The sequence below is a fragment of the Flavobacterium sp. ov086 genome (assembly GCF_900187965.1).
Taxonomy (GTDB): domain Bacteria; phylum Bacteroidota; class Bacteroidia; order Flavobacteriales; family Flavobacteriaceae; genus Flavobacterium.
In genome coordinates, this window is record NZ_FZNL01000040.1 from 1 (window position 1) to 16,342 (window position 16,342).

Annotated in this window: 20 protein-coding genes; 6 read left to right on the forward strand and 14 right to left on the reverse strand. The window is 30.5% G+C overall.

Annotation, left to right across the window (positions count from 1 at the left end):
* Window positions 1-78 precede the first annotated feature (78 nt).
* The 3 genes from CHB81_RS25720 to CHB81_RS25730 all read right to left on the reverse strand — a co-directional run bounded on the left by CHB81_RS25720 (window position 79) and on the right by CHB81_RS25730 (window position 1,755).
* A complete protein-coding gene (locus tag CHB81_RS25720; protein ID WP_089354676.1) occupies window positions 79-444 on the reverse strand; it encodes a transposase in 366 nt (121 codons plus the stop codon).
* Window positions 445-524: 80 nt separating this feature from the next.
* On the reverse strand, window positions 525-962 hold the full coding sequence (locus tag CHB81_RS25725) for a hypothetical protein (protein WP_141130465.1): 438 nt from the start codon (window positions 960-962) through the stop codon (window positions 525-527).
* A 7-nt stretch (window positions 963-969) separates the two neighbouring features.
* A complete protein-coding gene (locus CHB81_RS25730) occupies window positions 970-1,755 on the reverse strand; it encodes a hypothetical protein (protein WP_089354678.1) in 786 nt (261 codons plus the stop codon).
* Window positions 1,756-1,988: 233 nt separating this feature from the next.
* Here CHB81_RS25730 and CHB81_RS25735 point away from each other — a divergent pair, with 233 nt between their 5' ends.
* Window positions 1,989-2,405, forward strand: a complete 417-nt coding sequence (locus tag CHB81_RS25735; RefSeq protein ID WP_089354679.1) for a helix-turn-helix domain-containing protein — start codon at window positions 1,989-1,991, stop codon at window positions 2,403-2,405.
* A gap of 88 nt (window positions 2,406-2,493) precedes the next feature.
* Here CHB81_RS25735 and CHB81_RS25740 read toward each other — a convergent pair whose 3' ends face one another.
* Window positions 2,494-3,450: an SMI1/KNR4 family protein gene (locus CHB81_RS25740; RefSeq protein WP_089354680.1), complete on the reverse strand. Its 957-nt coding sequence runs from the start codon at window positions 3,448-3,450 to the stop codon at window positions 2,494-2,496.
* A 370-nt stretch (window positions 3,451-3,820) separates the two neighbouring features.
* Between CHB81_RS25740 and CHB81_RS25745 the strand changes: the two genes are divergently transcribed.
* A complete protein-coding gene (locus CHB81_RS25745) occupies window positions 3,821-4,387 on the forward strand; it encodes a nucleoside monophosphate kinase (protein ID WP_089354681.1) in 567 nt (188 codons plus the stop codon).
* Window positions 4,388-4,508: 121 nt separating this feature from the next.
* Here CHB81_RS25745 and CHB81_RS25750 read toward each other — a convergent pair whose 3' ends face one another.
* Window positions 4,509-4,967: a hypothetical protein gene (locus tag CHB81_RS25750; RefSeq protein ID WP_089354682.1), complete on the reverse strand. Its 459-nt coding sequence runs from the start codon at window positions 4,965-4,967 to the stop codon at window positions 4,509-4,511.
* 170 nt (window positions 4,968-5,137) lie between these two features.
* Here CHB81_RS25750 and lepB point away from each other — a divergent pair, with 170 nt between their 5' ends.
* From lepB to CHB81_RS25765, 3 genes are all read left to right on the forward strand, one after another.
* The gene (lepB, locus tag CHB81_RS25755) at window positions 5,138-6,751 is read left to right on the forward strand and encodes a signal peptidase I (RefSeq protein WP_089354683.1); all 1,614 of its coding nucleotides are present in this window, start codon (window positions 5,138-5,140) and stop codon (window positions 6,749-6,751) included.
* 242 nt (window positions 6,752-6,993) lie between these two features.
* Entirely contained in the window at window positions 6,994-8,142 is a 1,149-nt protein-coding gene (locus CHB81_RS25760; protein ID WP_089354684.1) for a PQQ-binding-like beta-propeller repeat protein, read from the forward strand.
* Window positions 8,143-8,243: 101 nt separating this feature from the next.
* Window positions 8,244-8,825 carry an HD domain-containing protein gene (locus CHB81_RS25765; protein ID WP_089354685.1) on the forward strand — a complete coding sequence of 194 codons (582 nt, stop codon included), beginning with the start codon at window positions 8,244-8,246 and terminating at the stop codon, window positions 8,823-8,825.
* Window positions 8,826-8,925: 100 nt separating this feature from the next.
* On the opposite strand, the gene CHB81_RS25770 is transcribed toward CHB81_RS25765, so the two are convergent.
* The 7 genes from CHB81_RS25770 to CHB81_RS25800 all read right to left on the reverse strand — a co-directional run bounded on the left by CHB81_RS25770 (window position 8,926) and on the right by CHB81_RS25800 (window position 14,377).
* Window positions 8,926-9,771: a class I SAM-dependent methyltransferase gene (locus tag CHB81_RS25770; protein ID WP_089354686.1), complete on the reverse strand. Its 846-nt coding sequence runs from the start codon at window positions 9,769-9,771 to the stop codon at window positions 8,926-8,928.
* A 349-nt stretch (window positions 9,772-10,120) separates the two neighbouring features.
* Complete coding sequence (locus tag CHB81_RS25775; RefSeq protein ID WP_089354687.1) at window positions 10,121-10,546, reverse strand: VOC family protein; 426 nt, start codon at window positions 10,544-10,546, stop codon at window positions 10,121-10,123.
* An 83-nt stretch (window positions 10,547-10,629) separates the two neighbouring features.
* Complete coding sequence (locus tag CHB81_RS25780; protein WP_089354688.1) at window positions 10,630-11,469, reverse strand: hypothetical protein; 840 nt, start codon at window positions 11,467-11,469, stop codon at window positions 10,630-10,632.
* Window positions 11,470-11,556: 87 nt separating this feature from the next.
* Entirely contained in the window at window positions 11,557-12,162 is a 606-nt protein-coding gene (locus CHB81_RS25785) for a bifunctional 2-polyprenyl-6-hydroxyphenol methylase/3-demethylubiquinol 3-O-methyltransferase UbiG (RefSeq protein ID WP_089354689.1), read from the reverse strand.
* An 81-nt stretch (window positions 12,163-12,243) separates the two neighbouring features.
* Window positions 12,244-12,981, reverse strand: a complete 738-nt coding sequence (locus CHB81_RS25790) for an SDR family oxidoreductase (RefSeq protein ID WP_089354690.1) — start codon at window positions 12,979-12,981, stop codon at window positions 12,244-12,246.
* Window positions 12,982-13,059: 78 nt separating this feature from the next.
* On the reverse strand, window positions 13,060-13,629 hold the full coding sequence (locus CHB81_RS25795; protein WP_089354691.1) for a Crp/Fnr family transcriptional regulator: 570 nt from the start codon (window positions 13,627-13,629) through the stop codon (window positions 13,060-13,062).
* Between the two features lie 112 nt (window positions 13,630-13,741).
* A complete protein-coding gene (locus CHB81_RS25800) occupies window positions 13,742-14,377 on the reverse strand; it encodes a Pr6Pr family membrane protein (RefSeq protein WP_089354692.1) in 636 nt (211 codons plus the stop codon).
* Between the two features lie 218 nt (window positions 14,378-14,595).
* Here CHB81_RS25800 and CHB81_RS25805 point away from each other — a divergent pair, with 218 nt between their 5' ends.
* Window positions 14,596-15,030, forward strand: a complete 435-nt coding sequence (locus CHB81_RS25805) for a PepSY-like domain-containing protein (protein WP_089354693.1) — start codon at window positions 14,596-14,598, stop codon at window positions 15,028-15,030.
* A 52-nt stretch (window positions 15,031-15,082) separates the two neighbouring features.
* On the opposite strand, the gene CHB81_RS25810 is transcribed toward CHB81_RS25805, so the two are convergent.
* Window positions 15,083-15,646: a DUF4256 domain-containing protein gene (locus CHB81_RS25810; RefSeq protein WP_089354694.1), complete on the reverse strand. Its 564-nt coding sequence runs from the start codon at window positions 15,644-15,646 to the stop codon at window positions 15,083-15,085.
* Between the two features lie 57 nt (window positions 15,647-15,703).
* Window positions 15,704-16,297, reverse strand: a complete 594-nt coding sequence (locus tag CHB81_RS25815; RefSeq protein WP_089354695.1) for a YdeI family protein — start codon at window positions 16,295-16,297, stop codon at window positions 15,704-15,706.
* Window positions 16,298-16,342 lie beyond the last annotated feature (45 nt).

The following is a 16,342-nucleotide window of genomic DNA, read 5'->3' on the forward strand; positions in this document are numbered from 1 at the left end:
AAATCACTTAGGAAATCTTTGTATTGACATTGCAGGTTTCTACCGGAAACTCCGTAAAAAGAAGCAATGGTAGTACAATCACTTGGACTGGAATCTATTGATTTCTTTTAAAAAAGACGCAAACTCCTGAGTTACACGAGTTCCGTCTGCTACTAAATTCCAATTTCTAAAAACTATTTTTCCTGTATCTTCATTAAGCCATCTTCTTCGGGTGATATGAAGATATACCTGATGCCCGCGGATAGGAAAATCCTGAACCGTTATCTCTTCAAAGAATCCTTTTGAACTTAATTTTGATTCTCTATGCTCTTTAGGTATAGAATTAATTTCTTTTAAATACAGATGCAGAGTTTCGTCTTCCTTTTTATAAGAAGTAAGTTCAAAGTAATCTACTATTATCTCAGGCAATAATAACTTAAGAAGGTCAATAAAAGAATCTTGCATTAGGGGGAATTTAAAAATACAAATATCTAGGTTTTAATATTTCCCCACAACAATATGTCTTGATCCAAATTTAGGAATTATTAGAACTTATATTTTTCTAATAAATCTTCTGTTTTCACAGTAACCTCATCTACTTTTTCACCACAAAAATTATAAATAATTAATTTTCCATTTTCTTTGGCAGTAACACAAAGAACTTCATGAATTTCTTTTCCAACAATTACTAATCTATGAAATTCCAGAAACAAATATTGATCACCATTTTCAATTGATTTCATCATAATTTCAATTATTACTTTTCCATTTTCATCAACTACTTTATCTATTCGTTTTATTTTTTTTTGATTAGTTCTTCTAAAAAAGAAATATTTGTATTTAGATTTAATCTCTGTTTTTAATGTAACATTTTTTGCTTCACAACGATCTTTAGTAATTAGTTTTAAATTTTTCGCTTCAATATTTTGGAACATTAAAAGAATTATTATCAATGATAATATGCTTCTAAATTTTGTTGTCAATTTAAGTTTATAAAATTGGATCATATTCTATTTGTTTGAAAATGAAATTTTCAATTTTTAATCTAAAGCCATAATCATTTTGGAGATAATCTTGTATAGTAATTTCAGTATTCAAATTATCATTTATATCAATGCTAATGTAAAAATCAAAAATATTCAAACCATCAAACCAAGCCGTTGTGACGTATGGAAGTTTATCTATAAAATTAGTACCGTTGTAAAATTTAAGCAATTCATCTTTTACTTCTCCCAACCATATTATGTATTCAATTAATAATAATAAAGAATAATAATCTGGCTTTTTCTCTGAAAAAATGAAACATGCGTCATCTCCCCATACAGCTTCATTAGGCACATTTTTATTTAAGAGAACTATGTTTTTAATTTTTTCAGAAATTTTAATATCATAGCTCCCACGATTAGTTGGAGAAATAATGAAATCTTCAATTGTTAACTTTGTAGCATCTTTTTTTATTTTAGAATCACGTAAATCTCTATAAATTTTAGTATTCCAACTATATTCACTGTCTATTTTTGATTTTAATTCTTTTAATTTTACAGTTTGCCCCAGATTACTTGTTTTCAAACTTTCATCAATAATTATAGAGGCAAATATGTTACTCCCCACGATATTATAGGTCTTAGCCAGAATATATTCTTCTTCAAAGGTTAACTCCTTCAAATCCTTTAAAAAATAAATGATATCATATAGCTTTTCAATACTTTTTTCAGAACCATTTGATTTTAAAAACTCAGATTCAGCATCAATAAATTCTTCGGTTATATTCTTCATTAATTTTATTTTTTAAAACTAATATAGAGAGAATTTTTCTAAGATCACTTACTATGAAGCTCTTTTCAAATTCTATAAAAAAGATTCGTAAACAGGTTCGTACGAACCGCAAAATTCCAAAAGCTCCAAAGTCAAATGATTTTGGAGTTTTTCTATATAATTGTATCACACAATTTAAAACCTGTTTTTTACCAAATGGGAAATTTCTGAAAAATTTTAAATATCTTTGAATTATGAGCACACTAATAAAACCAAATCACATAGGGCGAAAAATTAGCCGTATTCGTGAACTTCGAGACATGAAACAAGAAGCTTTGGCGCAAGCTTTAGGAATGAGTCAGCAAACCGTTTCAGCTATTGAAAACAGTGAAACAATAGAAGATGAAAAACTAGCAGAAGTTGCAAAAGCATTAGGCGTGACAGTAGAAGCAATTAAAAATTTTTCAGAAGAAAATATGATTAGCTATTTTAATAGTTTTCACGATAACAGCACCAATAATGGTCAAAATGCTGCATATCCAATATATAATTTTAATCCTCTTGATAAATTGATGGAAGTTTACGATGAAAAAGAGAAACTTTATGAGCGTTTAATTCAGGCAGAAAAAGATAAAGTTGAATATCTGGAAAAAATAATAAAAGGAAAATAACCTTTTAGAAAAGTAAAAACTCCTTAAAAAATGTAAGGAGTTTTTTGTCCTACTATCGTTTTTGATCCGTTTTTCTCTCCAAATTATTTTAATCCTGAAATGTTTGCATTACTCTTTCTAATTCAATTTTATTTTCCTTATGAAATGGTATTTCTAAAAAAATCCAATCTACATTCGACAAAAATGGTTGAAACTTTTTCATTATGATTGACTTTAAATAGTTAGAGTTGTCTTGAAAAGACTCTACTCCACTTCTTATATCAATATCAATCACATAATTAAATTCTTTGTCATTTTGAAAAAGGAATGTATTACTCAAAAATTGATTTGGTGTTAATTTAAGATATGCTAACAGGTTCGCATTTAATTTTAATTCTCCATAATACCATTTTTCGAAGTTGTACCAACCATAATAATCATCTGTCTTTATTTCAAGTTGCAGATCAAGTGACTTATCAATCAATTCAGAAATTTTATCAATTGATTCATTTGACTTTATGCCAATATAATATGAAGTTGATTCATAACCATAGTAGACTAAGTTATTAATTAATTCATCGTAAGATTTTAATCTTAGCCTCTCTTCGTAGCCATTTTGAGCACACTCTAATTCAAAATATACAATTTCGGGTGTTTCATATTCGCTTTCAACATTATAGCCATAGTCAAAACACAATATTGTATGACCGTTCATATATGAAAGAATTGGAAGTCTGTCTAAATAAAGAAAATCTGTATCCGAAGAATTTTCTAATTCCTCTTTATCCATATATTCTAACAAAACATCCTTTAAGGTCTTATATCCATTGTGATTGATTATTGGATCAAAAGTAGCGTCATTACATAAAAGCTCGTTTACTTCTCCGTTATAATTCAAGGCACTTTTCCACAAATGACCACCATTTTGTAGTTTCATATGTTCTTTATAAAGTGCTGGAAATTTAAACCCAATTCCGATTTCTTTTTGAACGATTTGCTCTTCTGTTCTTCCAATTGTTTCTTCAGTAAAACCTTTTGCAGGTTGTTTCCAAATATCTTTTATCATATAATTTCCCTGATTTATATTAACTTGTCTCGTAAAACAGCTTGGTTATTCCAGCCATAAAATAACATCACGATAACTTTTTAAGCCGGATTTCTGCAATAATTAGTAATTCTTCAAGCGAATATATGAATATTTAAACAACAATTTATTTAGCTTAATTGAAACTGAAATAGCATGATTTATTAGTGTGATCTCATTGAGATTTCTTTAAATCTTTTAGAAAATGGTTCGTAAGGCTCACCATGATTTTGGTTTTTTTATTCGAAAAATAATCTGGTTTTCTTGTAAATTTGTAAAGCCTTGAATAAGTTGGCATAAACAGTTCGTACAGATCAAGGTCTAAAGAAAATATAAAAACTTTATAAATAAAATGGAAATATTAATAATAACAGGCCCTCCATATTCCGGAAAAGGTACACAATGCGAGATTTTAAAAAAAGAACTTAAATTTCAGCATATTTCAACCGGAGACAGGTGTCGCTTAGAAAAACAGAACGAAACTGAAATTGGAAAGATAATGTCTGAATATGAAGAAAAAGGAGATTTAGTTCCTGACTCCATAATGAAAGATCTTTTCAGTAAAATTTTGGATGAAAACAAATCAAATAACGGAATAATCCTAGACGGATATCCCAGAACTGAACCACAGGTAAATGATTTGATGGAACTTGTTGAATCAAAAAATATGAAAATCGGAAAGGTAATTAATATTGATGTTCCAAAGACAGAGCTTTTAAAAAGAGCCAAGAAAAGAGCTGAAACTTCTAATCGAAAAGATGATAAAGATGCGGCAATTCATCTTAAAAGAATTGAAGTCTTTGAACATTCAACAAGACCGGCAATCGAATACATGAAGTCTAAAATTAAAGTTTTGACTTTTGACGGATTGGGAACAATTGATGAAATAACAAAACGAATTAAAGATAGCTTAAATTGATGCTAACTAAAGTAATCAAGAGTATCCACAATTTCAATATTCTGCTTTAAAAATTAGAAACTCCTTAAGAAATTAGGGAGTTTTTTATGCTTTTTTAAAATATCTTTTTCTTGGAATAAATCTAAAATGAAATCACATTTTTTTTCAAACCATTAAAAATCACCTTCAATAAATCATTTTCGTTATCTGAGTATATTTGAAGTTTTCTTCCTGATTTTGAATTTCCAACATTCAGAATATATTCATCTGTTTTCATAAAAATATTTTTTATGTCTACAGGATGAACAACCAATGGTAAGGTAAAATTAATTTCTGCAAAATTGGAATTTTCGTTTTGTGTAAAAATCAATACATTTTCAGAATAATACATTGTACATTTTAAAAAACATAAAGTTCCTCCACGATTTGAAAAACGAGAATATCTTGTTTCTGAAATTTTAACCTCTACTTTTTCTAATTTCTCGTGACTGTATAATTTTAAAATTTCCTGCCCCTTTTTTTTACTGAACTGGGTCCTAAAAAAACTAACCGCCAGATTAAAAGCAAAAATTACAAAACAAAAAATTAGTATTTCCTTCATTTTCTATATACAACTTCAGTTCATGATTATTGGTCAATGCAATATTAGAATTTTTTATTTTACTATTCTGTAACAAATTATATAAAAAACTACTTATACCATATCAGCAAAAAGCTTTTCTGTATTAATTATATTCTTATTTATAAAAAACAACCAATAAAACACAAAACATGACTCTATCTCAATGGCTCGTTTTTATTTTTATAATGCAAATTGTTCATGGATTATCTACTTGGAAACTCTATGCAAAAGCTGGAAGAAAACCGATAGAATCATTTATACCAATTTATAATCTGGTGATTTTAATGAAAATTATAAATCATCCTCGTTGGTGGGTTTTCTTTCTTTTTATTCCCATTATTAATCTTTTAATGATTCCGATAGTTTGGATAGAACTTATTAGAAGTTTTGGGAAAAATTCTAAACAGGATATCGCATTGGTTGTAGTGACATTAGGTTTCTATATCACTTTTCTAAACTACACTTCTGAGAAACTCATTTATATTGAGAATAGAGATGTACAGCCAAAAACTAAAACCGAAGACACTATTAGTTCTCTTTTATTTGCTGTTATTGTTGCTACATTAGTACATACCTACATTGTACAGCCCTTTACGATTCCGTCTTCGTCAATGGAAAAAACATTGTTAATTGGAGATTATTTGTTTGTAAGTAAGATTCATTTTGGAGCAAGAACACCTATGACTACCATTGCATTGCCTATGGTGCACGATTCGATTCCTTTTACTGGTATGAAATCATACTTATTTAATGACGATGTTACCAAAAAAGAAACATCACTGTTAAACAAATTCCAACTGCCTTATTTTAGATTTCCGTCTATAGAAAAGATTAAACGTAATGAAATTGTAGTTTTTAATCAACCTGCAGATACATTGCGTGATATGGATAATTTTAAACCTGATAGAAATTACTATAAACCAATTGATAAAAAAACAAATTTAGTAAAACGCTGTGTTGGAATACCTGGGGATTCTTTAGAAATTCGTGAAGGAAATGTTTATATCAATGGTAAAATAGGCAACTTACCAGAAAGTGCAAAAACTCAATATAACTTTTTTATTGACACAAAGGGAAACACGATTAATCAGGATGCTCTTGTAAATATATATGGCGCTAAAGAAGGCATGAAATATGACAACGGAACTTTTGCACTTACAAACACCGGACAATATTTTTTGACATTAACAAATAATGAAGCCGCAGCATTGACAAAGAATCCGGTTGTAAAGGGAGTTAAAAAATATTTATCTCCAAAGGGAGAAGACGGAGGCGTATTTCCTCATATTCCTTCTTTGGGTTGGAATGTAGACAATTTTGGACCTATTTATATTCCGCAAAAAGGAAAAACTATAAAATTGGATCTAAAAACACTACCTCTTTACAAACGAATTATACAAGAGTATGAAGAGAATAATTTAAAAATAGAAAACGGTACCATTTTAATCAATGGAAAAGTAGCTACTACTTATACCTTTAAACAAGATTATTACTGGATGATGGGAGATAATCGTCAAAACTCTTTAGATGCAAGATTCTGGGGATATGTTCCTTTTAATCACGTAATTGGTAAACCTGTATTTATTTGGTTTAGTTGGGATAAGGACGGAAAAGGTATTAATAAAGTAAGATGGAATCGCGTTTTTTCTGTAGTAAATGGCGATGGTGAATCTAAGTCTTATCTAATACATTTTTTAGTACTAGTTGCACTTTACATTGGTGTTAATAAAGTAATAAAGAAAAAAAGACTCAAGAATGTCTAAGAGAATTTCTCTAAATCAAATGAAACATAATTCAAAAACAGGTTTATAGAAACCGGCCGGAAACTCCTTAAGAAATTAAGGAGTTTTTTTTATGTCTTATTGATACCCTAATTTACAATTCAAAGACCTTATAACGTCTAAATGCTATAATATTTTTTTACTACATTTGACATAGATATTATTTTGTTTGACAACTATATTGTTGAAAATGAAATCAAATCATCAACCCCCAAATCTTAAAAATGAAAAAAAACCTAGTAACCCTTTTATTTCTATTTACGGTTATAAATATCTTTGGACAAACTCCAGCAAATGAGACGGTCTCTCATAAAGTTTTAAATCCACTTAAAAAAGTTGCATTAGATCAGGCGTCAATCTTAATTTATGATTACGACGGCTCTCTTATGTCATTTGATCTGGAAGCAGAACATATTAACTGGACTGTAAAAGCCACAGATTCTAATACTGAAATGTGTGCAAATAAAATAACACTACAAGACGGAGTTATTTACATTCCGTTTATTAATGGTGAAATTTTTGCAATTGACAACCAAACTGGTGAAGTTTTTTGGAAATCAAGAATAGGAAATATTACGGATCAGATCGTACTTAAAGATCAAATTCCAATCATAAATAATGGAAAACTGTATATAACTGCTCAAAACAGTAACATTTATGCCCTTGATATAAAAAATGGCAGTTTAGCGTGGAGCTACAAATTAGATTCTTCAAATAATGATGTTCCGGTTCTGTTTTTCGACAATAAAATTTTTACTCAAAGTGGTGCCAATTTCTATAGTTTTGAAGCAAATACAGGAAAACTTCTTTACCAAAAAAGCTTTGAGGAACCTTTGCACGGAAAACCTGTAACAGATGGTGAAAATGTATTTATTGCAAATGAAAAAAATGTGCTTTTTGCCTTGAGTCCTAATAAACCGGATATTTTATGGCAATTTAAATTAGATGAAAATCAAGGTAATATTAAGGAACGTATCTTATGCAAAGACAACAAAGTATATCTTGCAGCACAAGGACCAGAGGTTTCTTCTGTATATGCTGTCGACTCAAAAACAGGAACTCAATTATGGAAAACTGATTTTAAAGATGACAATGTAGAATACATCACGGAGGAAAGTGATAATATTTGGGGATATACTCATAAAGCAAAAGTTTTTCAATTGGACTTAATGAATGGTGAAATAGCATTCGAAGTAAAATTGACAACCAATCCTATTTCAAATCTTGAATTTCCGGTTGATGATTCCTTGTTTTATTATTCCGATGCTGCTTTAATTCAACTGGACTTAAAAACAAAAGATGAAAACGAAGTTTATCTGCGAACCTCTATAAAGGACAATGCTTATAGTGCCTATGTAAAACTAATTCGATAAAAAAACTGTCTGTGTGCTGAGACATTAAGACGTTTTCTTTTGTATATTTATTATTCAGAATACCCCTTTAATAGGTAATCTATTAATTTAAAAAAATAAAAATGGCACAACAAAAACAATGGTCAATAGATGATATTCAAAAAATATGGCAATTAGCTTCAAGATTACATAATGGTCAAAAATATGGTGGTTTTGATAATGGCGAACAAGTAGAGTATATAAATCATATTGGTAGTGTTGTGTTTGAAGTTTTAAACGCCATTCAATCAACAGAAAGCATCAATGCTGATTTAGCTATTAAATGTGCCATACTTCATGATACTATCGAAGACACGTCGCTGACTTATGAAAAAGTAAATGAGCTTTTTGGGAATGAGGTTGCAAGTGGAGTTCTTGCACTAACTAAAAATGATAACATTGAAGGATCGTTGGAAAAAATGCTTGATAGTCTAAAAAGAATTAAAGAACAGCCTGTAGAAATTTGGGCTGTTAAAATGGCTGACCGAATTACAAATTTGTACCAACCACCTTATTACTGGACAGACGAAAAAAAGCTAAAATATATTGAAGAGGCCAAAATTATACACGACGAATTAAAAGATGGAAACAACTATTTAGCCGAAAGATTAAAAACTAAAATTACAGAGTATCATCGTTTTCTTAATACCTCCCAAGTTAGTTAGCATAATGACTTTATAACCTAAAAAAACTCCTTAATTTCTTAAGGAGTTTTTTATGCGATTTTGCCGAGAGTTTCTAAAAATCTAAAACAGGTATAAACATTTATTTCTCTCCGTAAATTACCAATGCACTTGAGTCAATTATAATATTCCCGTCAGGATATCTTTCATTAACTATAGCATAAGTTTCATATTTTATTTTCTCTCTCATATCATCACTAGCATTTGCTAGAGCAGCAACTATTGGAGCAGCAACTTCTGTTTGCATTCCCCAGTAGGCATCCGTTGTTTTGCAGTTCAGTTTTCCTGACACCTCAACTTGAGAAATGTTTTTTAATCCGGCTTGCAAAAATATATCCGAAATTAATCCATCCTTGGCACAACGAAAGATCCCTGGTGAACCTGGCGGCGGTGGCGGAAGTTCCATATTTCTATTAATAGTTCCCATTGTAGCTGTAACCCAAAAGTTTTTTTCAGGAACATTCCATACAGCTGTAGCAATTTTTCCTCCGGGTTTAAGAACACGAACCATTTCTTTGGCCGCCAATTGCATATCAGGAAAGAACATAAATCCAAACCTACAACTTATAGCATCAAATGTATTATCAGGAAAAGGAAGCTCGCAAACATCGCAGACCACAGTTTCAATGTTTACAATCCCCTTTAACGCCGCATTTTCGCGGGCTATCTTCAGCATATCATCGGCAAGGTCAGTCATTACTACTTTGCCTCGATTTAATTTTCTGGCAATTGTTAATCCTGGCTCTCCGGTACCTGAAGCAACATCAAGAATAACATCATCTTTTTGCGGATTCAGCACTCTAATTATTTCATCTCCCATGGGTTTTAAAAAATCCATTACGAGTTCATCCCACTTCTTCCAGCCTCCGGAAAATTTATTCCAAGACTGCTTTTGCTGCTCGCGAATTTGTTCAAGATGCGGTTCCATTTTCTTCAATTTTTATGTTCTGTAATTGCTTCCGTTTCCCCAAAAGTTAGTATGATTCCTAACTAATTTATACCAAGTGTAAGATAAATGTAAATGAAGTTTTCTTTATGGTATAAGCTGAAGTTTCTAACAAGCTAATTTACGCAATATTCAGACACAAATCACTGATTAACAATTAATTAACCAATATTCAATTTAAAACTATTTTCCTTAATTAATTCGGCTTCGATAACTTCTTCCCCATTCATTGTAACTCTCAGATTCTTTTTAAGTACGAGAAGGAATGTTGCAAGAAAATACCATAAGTATTATTTTCTATGTTATTAGATATTATTAGAGCCTTTTGTCCTTAAGCCGGTTCCCAAAGTTCAATTTTATTTCCATCGGCATCCAGAATATGCACAAATTTTCCGTAGTCATAACTTGTGATTTCATCTAGTATGGTTACTCCGTTTTCTTTGAGTTTATCTACAAGTGCTTCGATATACTGAACTTGGTAATTAATCATAAACTCTTTTTTGGATGGAGAAAAATACTCATCTCCTTTCTTGAAAGGACTCCATTGAAGCGAATTTACTTTATCAGGATTATTAATATCTCTGGATTCAAAAGTCGAACCCCAATCATTGGTTTCAAGTCCAAGATTTTTAGAATACCATTCTTTGGTTTCTTTTGGATTATCTGAAAAAAAGAAAACACCTCCAATTCCTGTAACCTTTGGTGTGATATCAATTGGTGAACTTGAGCTGTCCGATTGTTTTTTTGAATCTTCCATATTTGATTGTTTTTTAATTGTCTATCTACAAATTTAAGAACTATTATAATCGGTATGATTATTACAGGCTTTTGATTTTATCTCTAATATACTTTCAATTCAAAATCATTTTCTTTCTGTTTCCATTTCAACTCGTTTGTTAAAAAGTACTTATGATAGAAACCAATTAAAGTCACAATTTTTTTATTTGGAAATTTGGCCTTCCATTTTAGAATATTATCAATTATTGCCCTGTTTCTTAATTCCTCAAAATAACAATATCTATTATACATTTCTCTGTACGAAATTGATTCTTTACTTGCCGTATTCACTTTTAGCTTTGCAAATTCATCATTTTCATCTACAATTTCTTTTAATTTCTGATACTGATAAAACTGTCTTTCGCGAACCAAATTTTCTACAGAAACCGAATTTATTTCTTTTAAAGAGCTATTGTCAAATTCGCTTAAAGAATTGGCTAACTCAACAAATCTCGCCCATATTTTTTTATGTTTTACCGAAAGTAGATTTAAAGAATCTAAAAGGTTAATTTCATTAAAAACAACGTCTACATTCTGAATTCCGTTTGTTTTTCTATAATCATTTCTTCCTTCAAATTCAATTGGTCTGCATAACACATCTTTAAAATTAGTCCTGTATTTTATAATAGCATTCCATTCATTTTCATCGTAAGTTTTCTTAAAAGTAAAATCTGAATTGAAGTTACTATTATCAGATTCCATCAAGATGATATCAGGCTTCAATCTTTCTAAAGCCGAATAAATAGTATCTGCATTTATATTCTTGGTTGGAAAATGAACAGTCCCAATAATGGTCAGTTCTGTTTTTTGATAGGTTTTATTATTTTGTGCATTGCAAAATAAGGAGGAAAGACAAATTATAACATATAATAATTCGCTTGAAAAAAATCTTTTTAATTTCATTGGTTAGTTAATTGTTATCACGAATATAGAATTTTAACATCGATAACACAAAACAATCTGAACACATCAACAAACCCAACAAAAACTTTATTTCAATTTTTTACATTTTATAAAAAAGAATGGAAAACTTTCATCCAATTCTATGATTTCCAATAATCCAAATTGATCAAACTCAGTATGAACTGATTCTTTATCATAAAAGAACATTTTGACTCCATCAAATATTTCATAGCGATCTTTGCTTACAAAGTTTCCTTTTCCATAAGTCTGAGCTTCTTTTGTAATTGCTGTAAAAATCATGAAACCATTCTCTGATAATTGATTATAGCAATCCCTGATTAGTTTTTTTCTTTCGTCACTATCTAATAAATGAATTAAGGCATAACAAAATATTCCATCATAAAGATTATTATCAAATGGCATATCGGTCACAGAACCGTGATAAATTTTCAAATCTGAGCCAAAATGTTTTGCTGCAAGATCAATTGCTGTTTTTGATATTTCGATTCCCGTTACCGTAATTCCGTTTTCTCTAAAAACTTGTGCATTTCTTCCGTAGCCAATTCCTGGAATCAGAATATTTTTTATGGAGTTCTCAATAAAAAAATCCTTTGCCAATAGTGCCAATTTTGAAGGTTCAAGCCCCCACATTTCTTGTTTTTCAATAAAATTATCTTCCCAGAATTCTGCCATGATATTACTTTTACTTATGTATTTTATTTTCTAAAGGTCGCAAGAAAAACTCAATTCTTTCGACCTTTAGAATCATAACAATTACCATGGACTAATTCCTGTTTCATCCTCAATATCATTACTGAAAAATTTCCCAGTTGGTCCATTCTCATCTGTATCTGTATGTTTAATGATAAAACTTGCCGCGCTTTCTACAGTTCCTGGTCCATTATGATGATTAAAATCTGTTGCGGTATAACCCGGATCAATTACATTTACTTTAAAGGGTAAGTCTCTCAACTCATAAGCCAAAATAATCGTGTAAGCATTCAAAGCTGCTTTTGAGGTCACATAACTTGTCGCTTTAAAATTATAATATTTCCAATTTGGATCACTGTGTAATGTTAGAGATCCAAGTCCCGAAGTGATATTACTAATTCTTGGGCTTTCTGATTTTTTAAGTAGTTCTAAAAATGCCTGCGTAACGCTTATAACGCCAAAAAAGTTTGTATCGAATACATTTTGAATATCTTTTATTGGCGCATCAAGAGCGCTTTGAGGAAATTCACCACTTATTCCTGCATTATTGATTAAGATATCTAATTTACCTTTTTCTTTTTCGACAATACTTTTTGCGGCTTCAATTGAATCCGGATTTGTAACATCAATTTGAATGGCTTTGATGTTTTCGAATCCATTTTCGTTTAATTCTTTTACAACTGCGTTTCCTTTTTCAAGATCGCGAGTTCCTAAATAAACAAACATACCTTTTTTAGAAAGTTGTTTTGTAATTTCTAATCCTATACTTCTATTTGCTCCTGTAATTAATACTGATTTCATTTTTCTTATCTTTTAAATTATTGAAGTAAAGGTCATTCGTTTCAAAACAAAATCATTTGCCATTTGACAAAAAGCGATTTAACGTATATTTTTTCTTATTCTGCTTAAGGAAGATTGTGTAACTCCTAAATAAGAGGCAACATAAGAAAGCGGAACACGATTGACAACATTGGGATAAATTTCCAGAAACTCCAAATACCGTGTCGTTGCATCTTCTGACACTAACCGACTTATTCTATTTACTTTTTGTCTCATTTTTTTTGAAATAATTTTATGCACAATACCTTCCCACGGAATAATGGTCTCTAAAAGTTCTCGCCAGTCTTTTTTTGAGAAAACCAATAACTTACAATCAGTAGCTGCCTGAACGTAAACATTTGAAGAAATATCATTTTCGAAACTTTCGAAATCGACTATAAGATTATTTTCGTCAATAAAATATGTCGTAATTTCTTCGCCTTTATTGTTATAATAGCAAATTCGTACGATTCCGTCTAAAATAAAACCAACCTGTTGAGCAATCTTTCCCGCTTCAGAAAAATACTCGTCTTTCTGAAGATTTAATTCAATTGCTTTCTTCGAAATTAAATCAAGTTGTTGCTGATTCAAATCTCCAAATTGTAATAGGTACTCTATAAATTCTTTCATAACTGCAAGTTAATCAAAGTTATTATTGAAGGATTTGTCATTTGGCAAAAAACGAATGGAGTCATTATACAATTTACATTCGTAAAAACAACTGACCATTAGTCATCTGAAATTATTTAGAAGAAGAGTATTTATTATTTCTAAACTTATTGTTGATCGCAATTAATAATAATCCTGTAATAAAAAATAGAACAATCATGAAGCTAACATTTATCAAAACCTTTTTATAACCGAGATTCGTCACATTCAAAAAAGGATACGGATACCAGTTTACAACAGAGCCGCGAATTAAAGAATAAATCAAATAAACCAAAGGAAAATAAGTCCAACAAACACCGTCTTTCCAACTTAATTTTTCTTTTGAAGCAAAGATGAGCCAGTATAAAATATATAAAATTGGATTTAAAACATGAAGCAGATTATCAACAATCAATTGCCAGCCTGTTACAATCCAGATTCCGCGCAAAACAACATTATAAACCAAGGCAACAATAAATATATAAAGAGTAATCGCCGTTTGAACGGAAATGCCAGAAAAGAATATTCCTGTTTTTGTTTGTGATAAAAAGACCGAAAATGTCACGCACAATGCAATTAACAAATTAGACAAAATAGTAAAATAACTAAGAAAATTAATCACCGTTCCCTCCGTAAGATAGAGTTGAAACAGAATTGCAAACCAGGCAAAAAAAGCCGTTATGGAAGCAAAAAGCACTTTAGATTTTCTTTTGTTTTCTATATTGTTCATTCTAAATTATCAGTTATTAAACATTTTACTTTTATTCCCAACTAGACGAAAACATAAACTTAGATTTTTACAGTTTTGCTTTAAGTGATCATCGCTTTACATAAAACTAAATTTACACAAAAACCCCCGATATAAAACTAAAGCTTTCTTAAATTGATTTGAATACAATTTTACTTATCGTAAATTAGCTTTTACGACAACCTTAAAATACGCAAACTATGAAAACGAGAATCATTCTTGCCGCATTGTTACTAGGTTTTGTACTATCGGCACACGCTCAAAAGAAAATTAAAACCTCTGAATTACCACAAGCATCACAAGATTTTCTAAAAAAATATTTTAATCACACTACAATTGTTACTGCAAAGAAAGATGCTGAACATGGCGAAAAAGGTTACGAAGTAATACTTAAAGACGGTACCGAAGTTGAATTCTGGAAAGACGGTTCATACAGGGAAGTTGATGGAGAAGGCAAACCAATTCCGACGGATTTTATTCCGAAATCAATAAAAGATTATGTAGCAAAAAATTATCCAAACGAAAAAATCACACACATTGATTATGGTCACAAAGATCTCGATGTAGATTTGACAAACAAAATTGACCTTGAATTTACCAAAGAAGGAAAATTTATAAAGGGTAAAAAAGATTAAAAAGTTAAGAACTCCATCAGCTGCGGCAGATGGAGTTTTTTTATCAGATTGTTTATACTCTTAATGAACCACGAAATCCTCTTGCGGCATAATAAGAATCTGCTCCGTTATGATAAACAAAGACAGTATTATACCTAAAATCGGCAAATAATGCACCGCCAAGTTTTCTGATTTCTGGAGTCGTTATAATCCAGCTTGACGTTTTTGCATCAAATTTTCCTAGTTTTTGTAACTCGCGATATTGTGTTTCAGTCAGAATTTCAATCCCCATTTCGGCAGCCATATTTATAGCGCTATTTTGCGGTTTGTGTTCTTTTCTTTTCTCGAGTGCTTCGTGATCGTAACAAATACTTCTTCGTCCTTTTGGGCTTTCGGCAGAACAATCATAGAAAATATATTCACCTGTTTTCTCGTCAAAACCCACAACGTCGGGTTCTCCTTCGGTTCTTTCCATTTCGTCAAGTGACCAAATTTTATCAGGATTTGCTACTAATTTTGTTTTTACTTTATCCCATTCAATTCCCTTATGGCGATTAAGATTATTCTCAAAACGAGCTTCCAGAACGCTGAGTAATTCTTCTTGTTGATCTGATGATAATTTCTTGTTGACTCCCATATTTTATTAGCCTATTTGTGTTTCTAAATAATTTTTGAGTTTATCTACATTCCCGAATTAATCGTTCAATCCTTTTCCGTCCAGAATATCGGGTATATTTTTTTTGACTCTTGATTCTCTCGTTTTAGATTGTTTCGGCTGAGAGAAATGTAACAAATAGCCTCTTTGTCGTCCGGGAGTTAAGGCATAAAATGCTTTTTCCAACTCGGGCATTTCATCCAATTTCTTCTGAAATTCTTCAGCGACTTCAAATTCTGTTGTCTTTTTTAAGTTTACTTTCAAACCTGCTCTTTCTACTTCGATAGCCTGATAAATATAGGTTTTCAAAATATCTTTCTGATCGGTTATTTCCTTAAGATTGGTAAATCTAATTTGGCGCCCAGCCTGTACATTATCTGATTGTTGAATTAAAATATTATGAGTATCTTTTAGCAAAGCGCCTTTAAAAAACAAAAACGCGCAATATTCTTTAAAATCATGTATTAAAACAATATTTCTATCTCCTAAAGTATAACAAGGAGTGCCCCATTTCAATTCTTCCGTAAGCTGGCAATCTAGCGCAATTACTCTTAATTGTTCCAATTCTTTCTGCCATTTTTCGGCTTTATCAAAGTAAAAATCAACATTTGGATTTGAGTTATTCGGGCTCATCGATAATCTGTTTTAATTACTGTTGTGTATTAAAATTCATACTTT

What these genes read in the sequence shown, in the direction of transcription:
- CHB81_RS25785 (WP_089354689.1), bottom strand. Translation starts at nt 12,162, where the DNA reads ATGGCAGAATTCTGGGAAGATAATTTTATTGAAAAACAAGAAATGTGG.
- CHB81_RS25795 (WP_089354691.1), bottom strand. Translation starts at nt 13,629, where the DNA reads ATGAAAGAATTTATAGAGTACCTATTACAATTTGGAGATTTGAATCAG.
- CHB81_RS25775 (WP_089354687.1), bottom strand. Translation starts at nt 10,546, where the DNA reads ATGGAAGATTCAAAAAAACAATCGGACAGCTCAAGTTCACCAATTGAT.
- CHB81_RS25805 (WP_089354693.1), top strand. Translation starts at nt 14,596, where the DNA reads ATGAAAACGAGAATCATTCTTGCCGCATTGTTACTAGGTTTTGTACTA.
- CHB81_RS25720 (WP_089354676.1), bottom strand. Translation starts at nt 444, where the DNA reads ATGCAAGATTCTTTTATTGACCTTCTTAAGTTATTATTGCCTGAGATA.
- CHB81_RS25815 (WP_089354695.1), bottom strand. Translation starts at nt 16,297, where the DNA reads ATGAGCCCGAATAACTCAAATCCAAATGTTGATTTTTACTTTGATAAA.
- CHB81_RS25750 (WP_089354682.1), bottom strand. Translation starts at nt 4,967, where the DNA reads ATGAAGGAAATACTAATTTTTTGTTTTGTAATTTTTGCTTTTAATCTG.
- CHB81_RS25780 (WP_089354688.1), bottom strand. Translation starts at nt 11,469, where the DNA reads ATGAAATTAAAAAGATTTTTTTCAAGCGAATTATTATATGTTATAATT.
- lepB (WP_089354683.1), top strand. Translation starts at nt 5,138, where the DNA reads ATGACTCTATCTCAATGGCTCGTTTTTATTTTTATAATGCAAATTGTT.
- CHB81_RS25745 (WP_089354681.1), top strand. Translation starts at nt 3,821, where the DNA reads ATGGAAATATTAATAATAACAGGCCCTCCATATTCCGGAAAAGGTACA.
- CHB81_RS25810 (WP_089354694.1), bottom strand. Translation starts at nt 15,646, where the DNA reads ATGGGAGTCAACAAGAAATTATCATCAGATCAACAAGAAGAATTACTC.
- CHB81_RS25740 (WP_089354680.1), bottom strand. Translation starts at nt 3,450, where the DNA reads ATGATAAAAGATATTTGGAAACAACCTGCAAAAGGTTTTACTGAAGAA.
- CHB81_RS25735 (WP_089354679.1), top strand. Translation starts at nt 1,989, where the DNA reads ATGAGCACACTAATAAAACCAAATCACATAGGGCGAAAAATTAGCCGT.
- CHB81_RS25730 (WP_089354678.1), bottom strand. Translation starts at nt 1,755, where the DNA reads ATGAAGAATATAACCGAAGAATTTATTGATGCTGAATCTGAGTTTTTA.
- CHB81_RS25765 (WP_089354685.1), top strand. Translation starts at nt 8,244, where the DNA reads ATGGCACAACAAAAACAATGGTCAATAGATGATATTCAAAAAATATGG.
- CHB81_RS25790 (WP_089354690.1), bottom strand. Translation starts at nt 12,981, where the DNA reads ATGAAATCAGTATTAATTACAGGAGCAAATAGAAGTATAGGATTAGAA.
- CHB81_RS25770 (WP_089354686.1), bottom strand. Translation starts at nt 9,771, where the DNA reads ATGGAACCGCATCTTGAACAAATTCGCGAGCAGCAAAAGCAGTCTTGG.
- CHB81_RS25800 (WP_089354692.1), bottom strand. Translation starts at nt 14,377, where the DNA reads ATGAACAATATAGAAAACAAAAGAAAATCTAAAGTGCTTTTTGCTTCC.
- CHB81_RS25760 (WP_089354684.1), top strand. Translation starts at nt 6,994, where the DNA reads ATGAAAAAAAACCTAGTAACCCTTTTATTTCTATTTACGGTTATAAAT.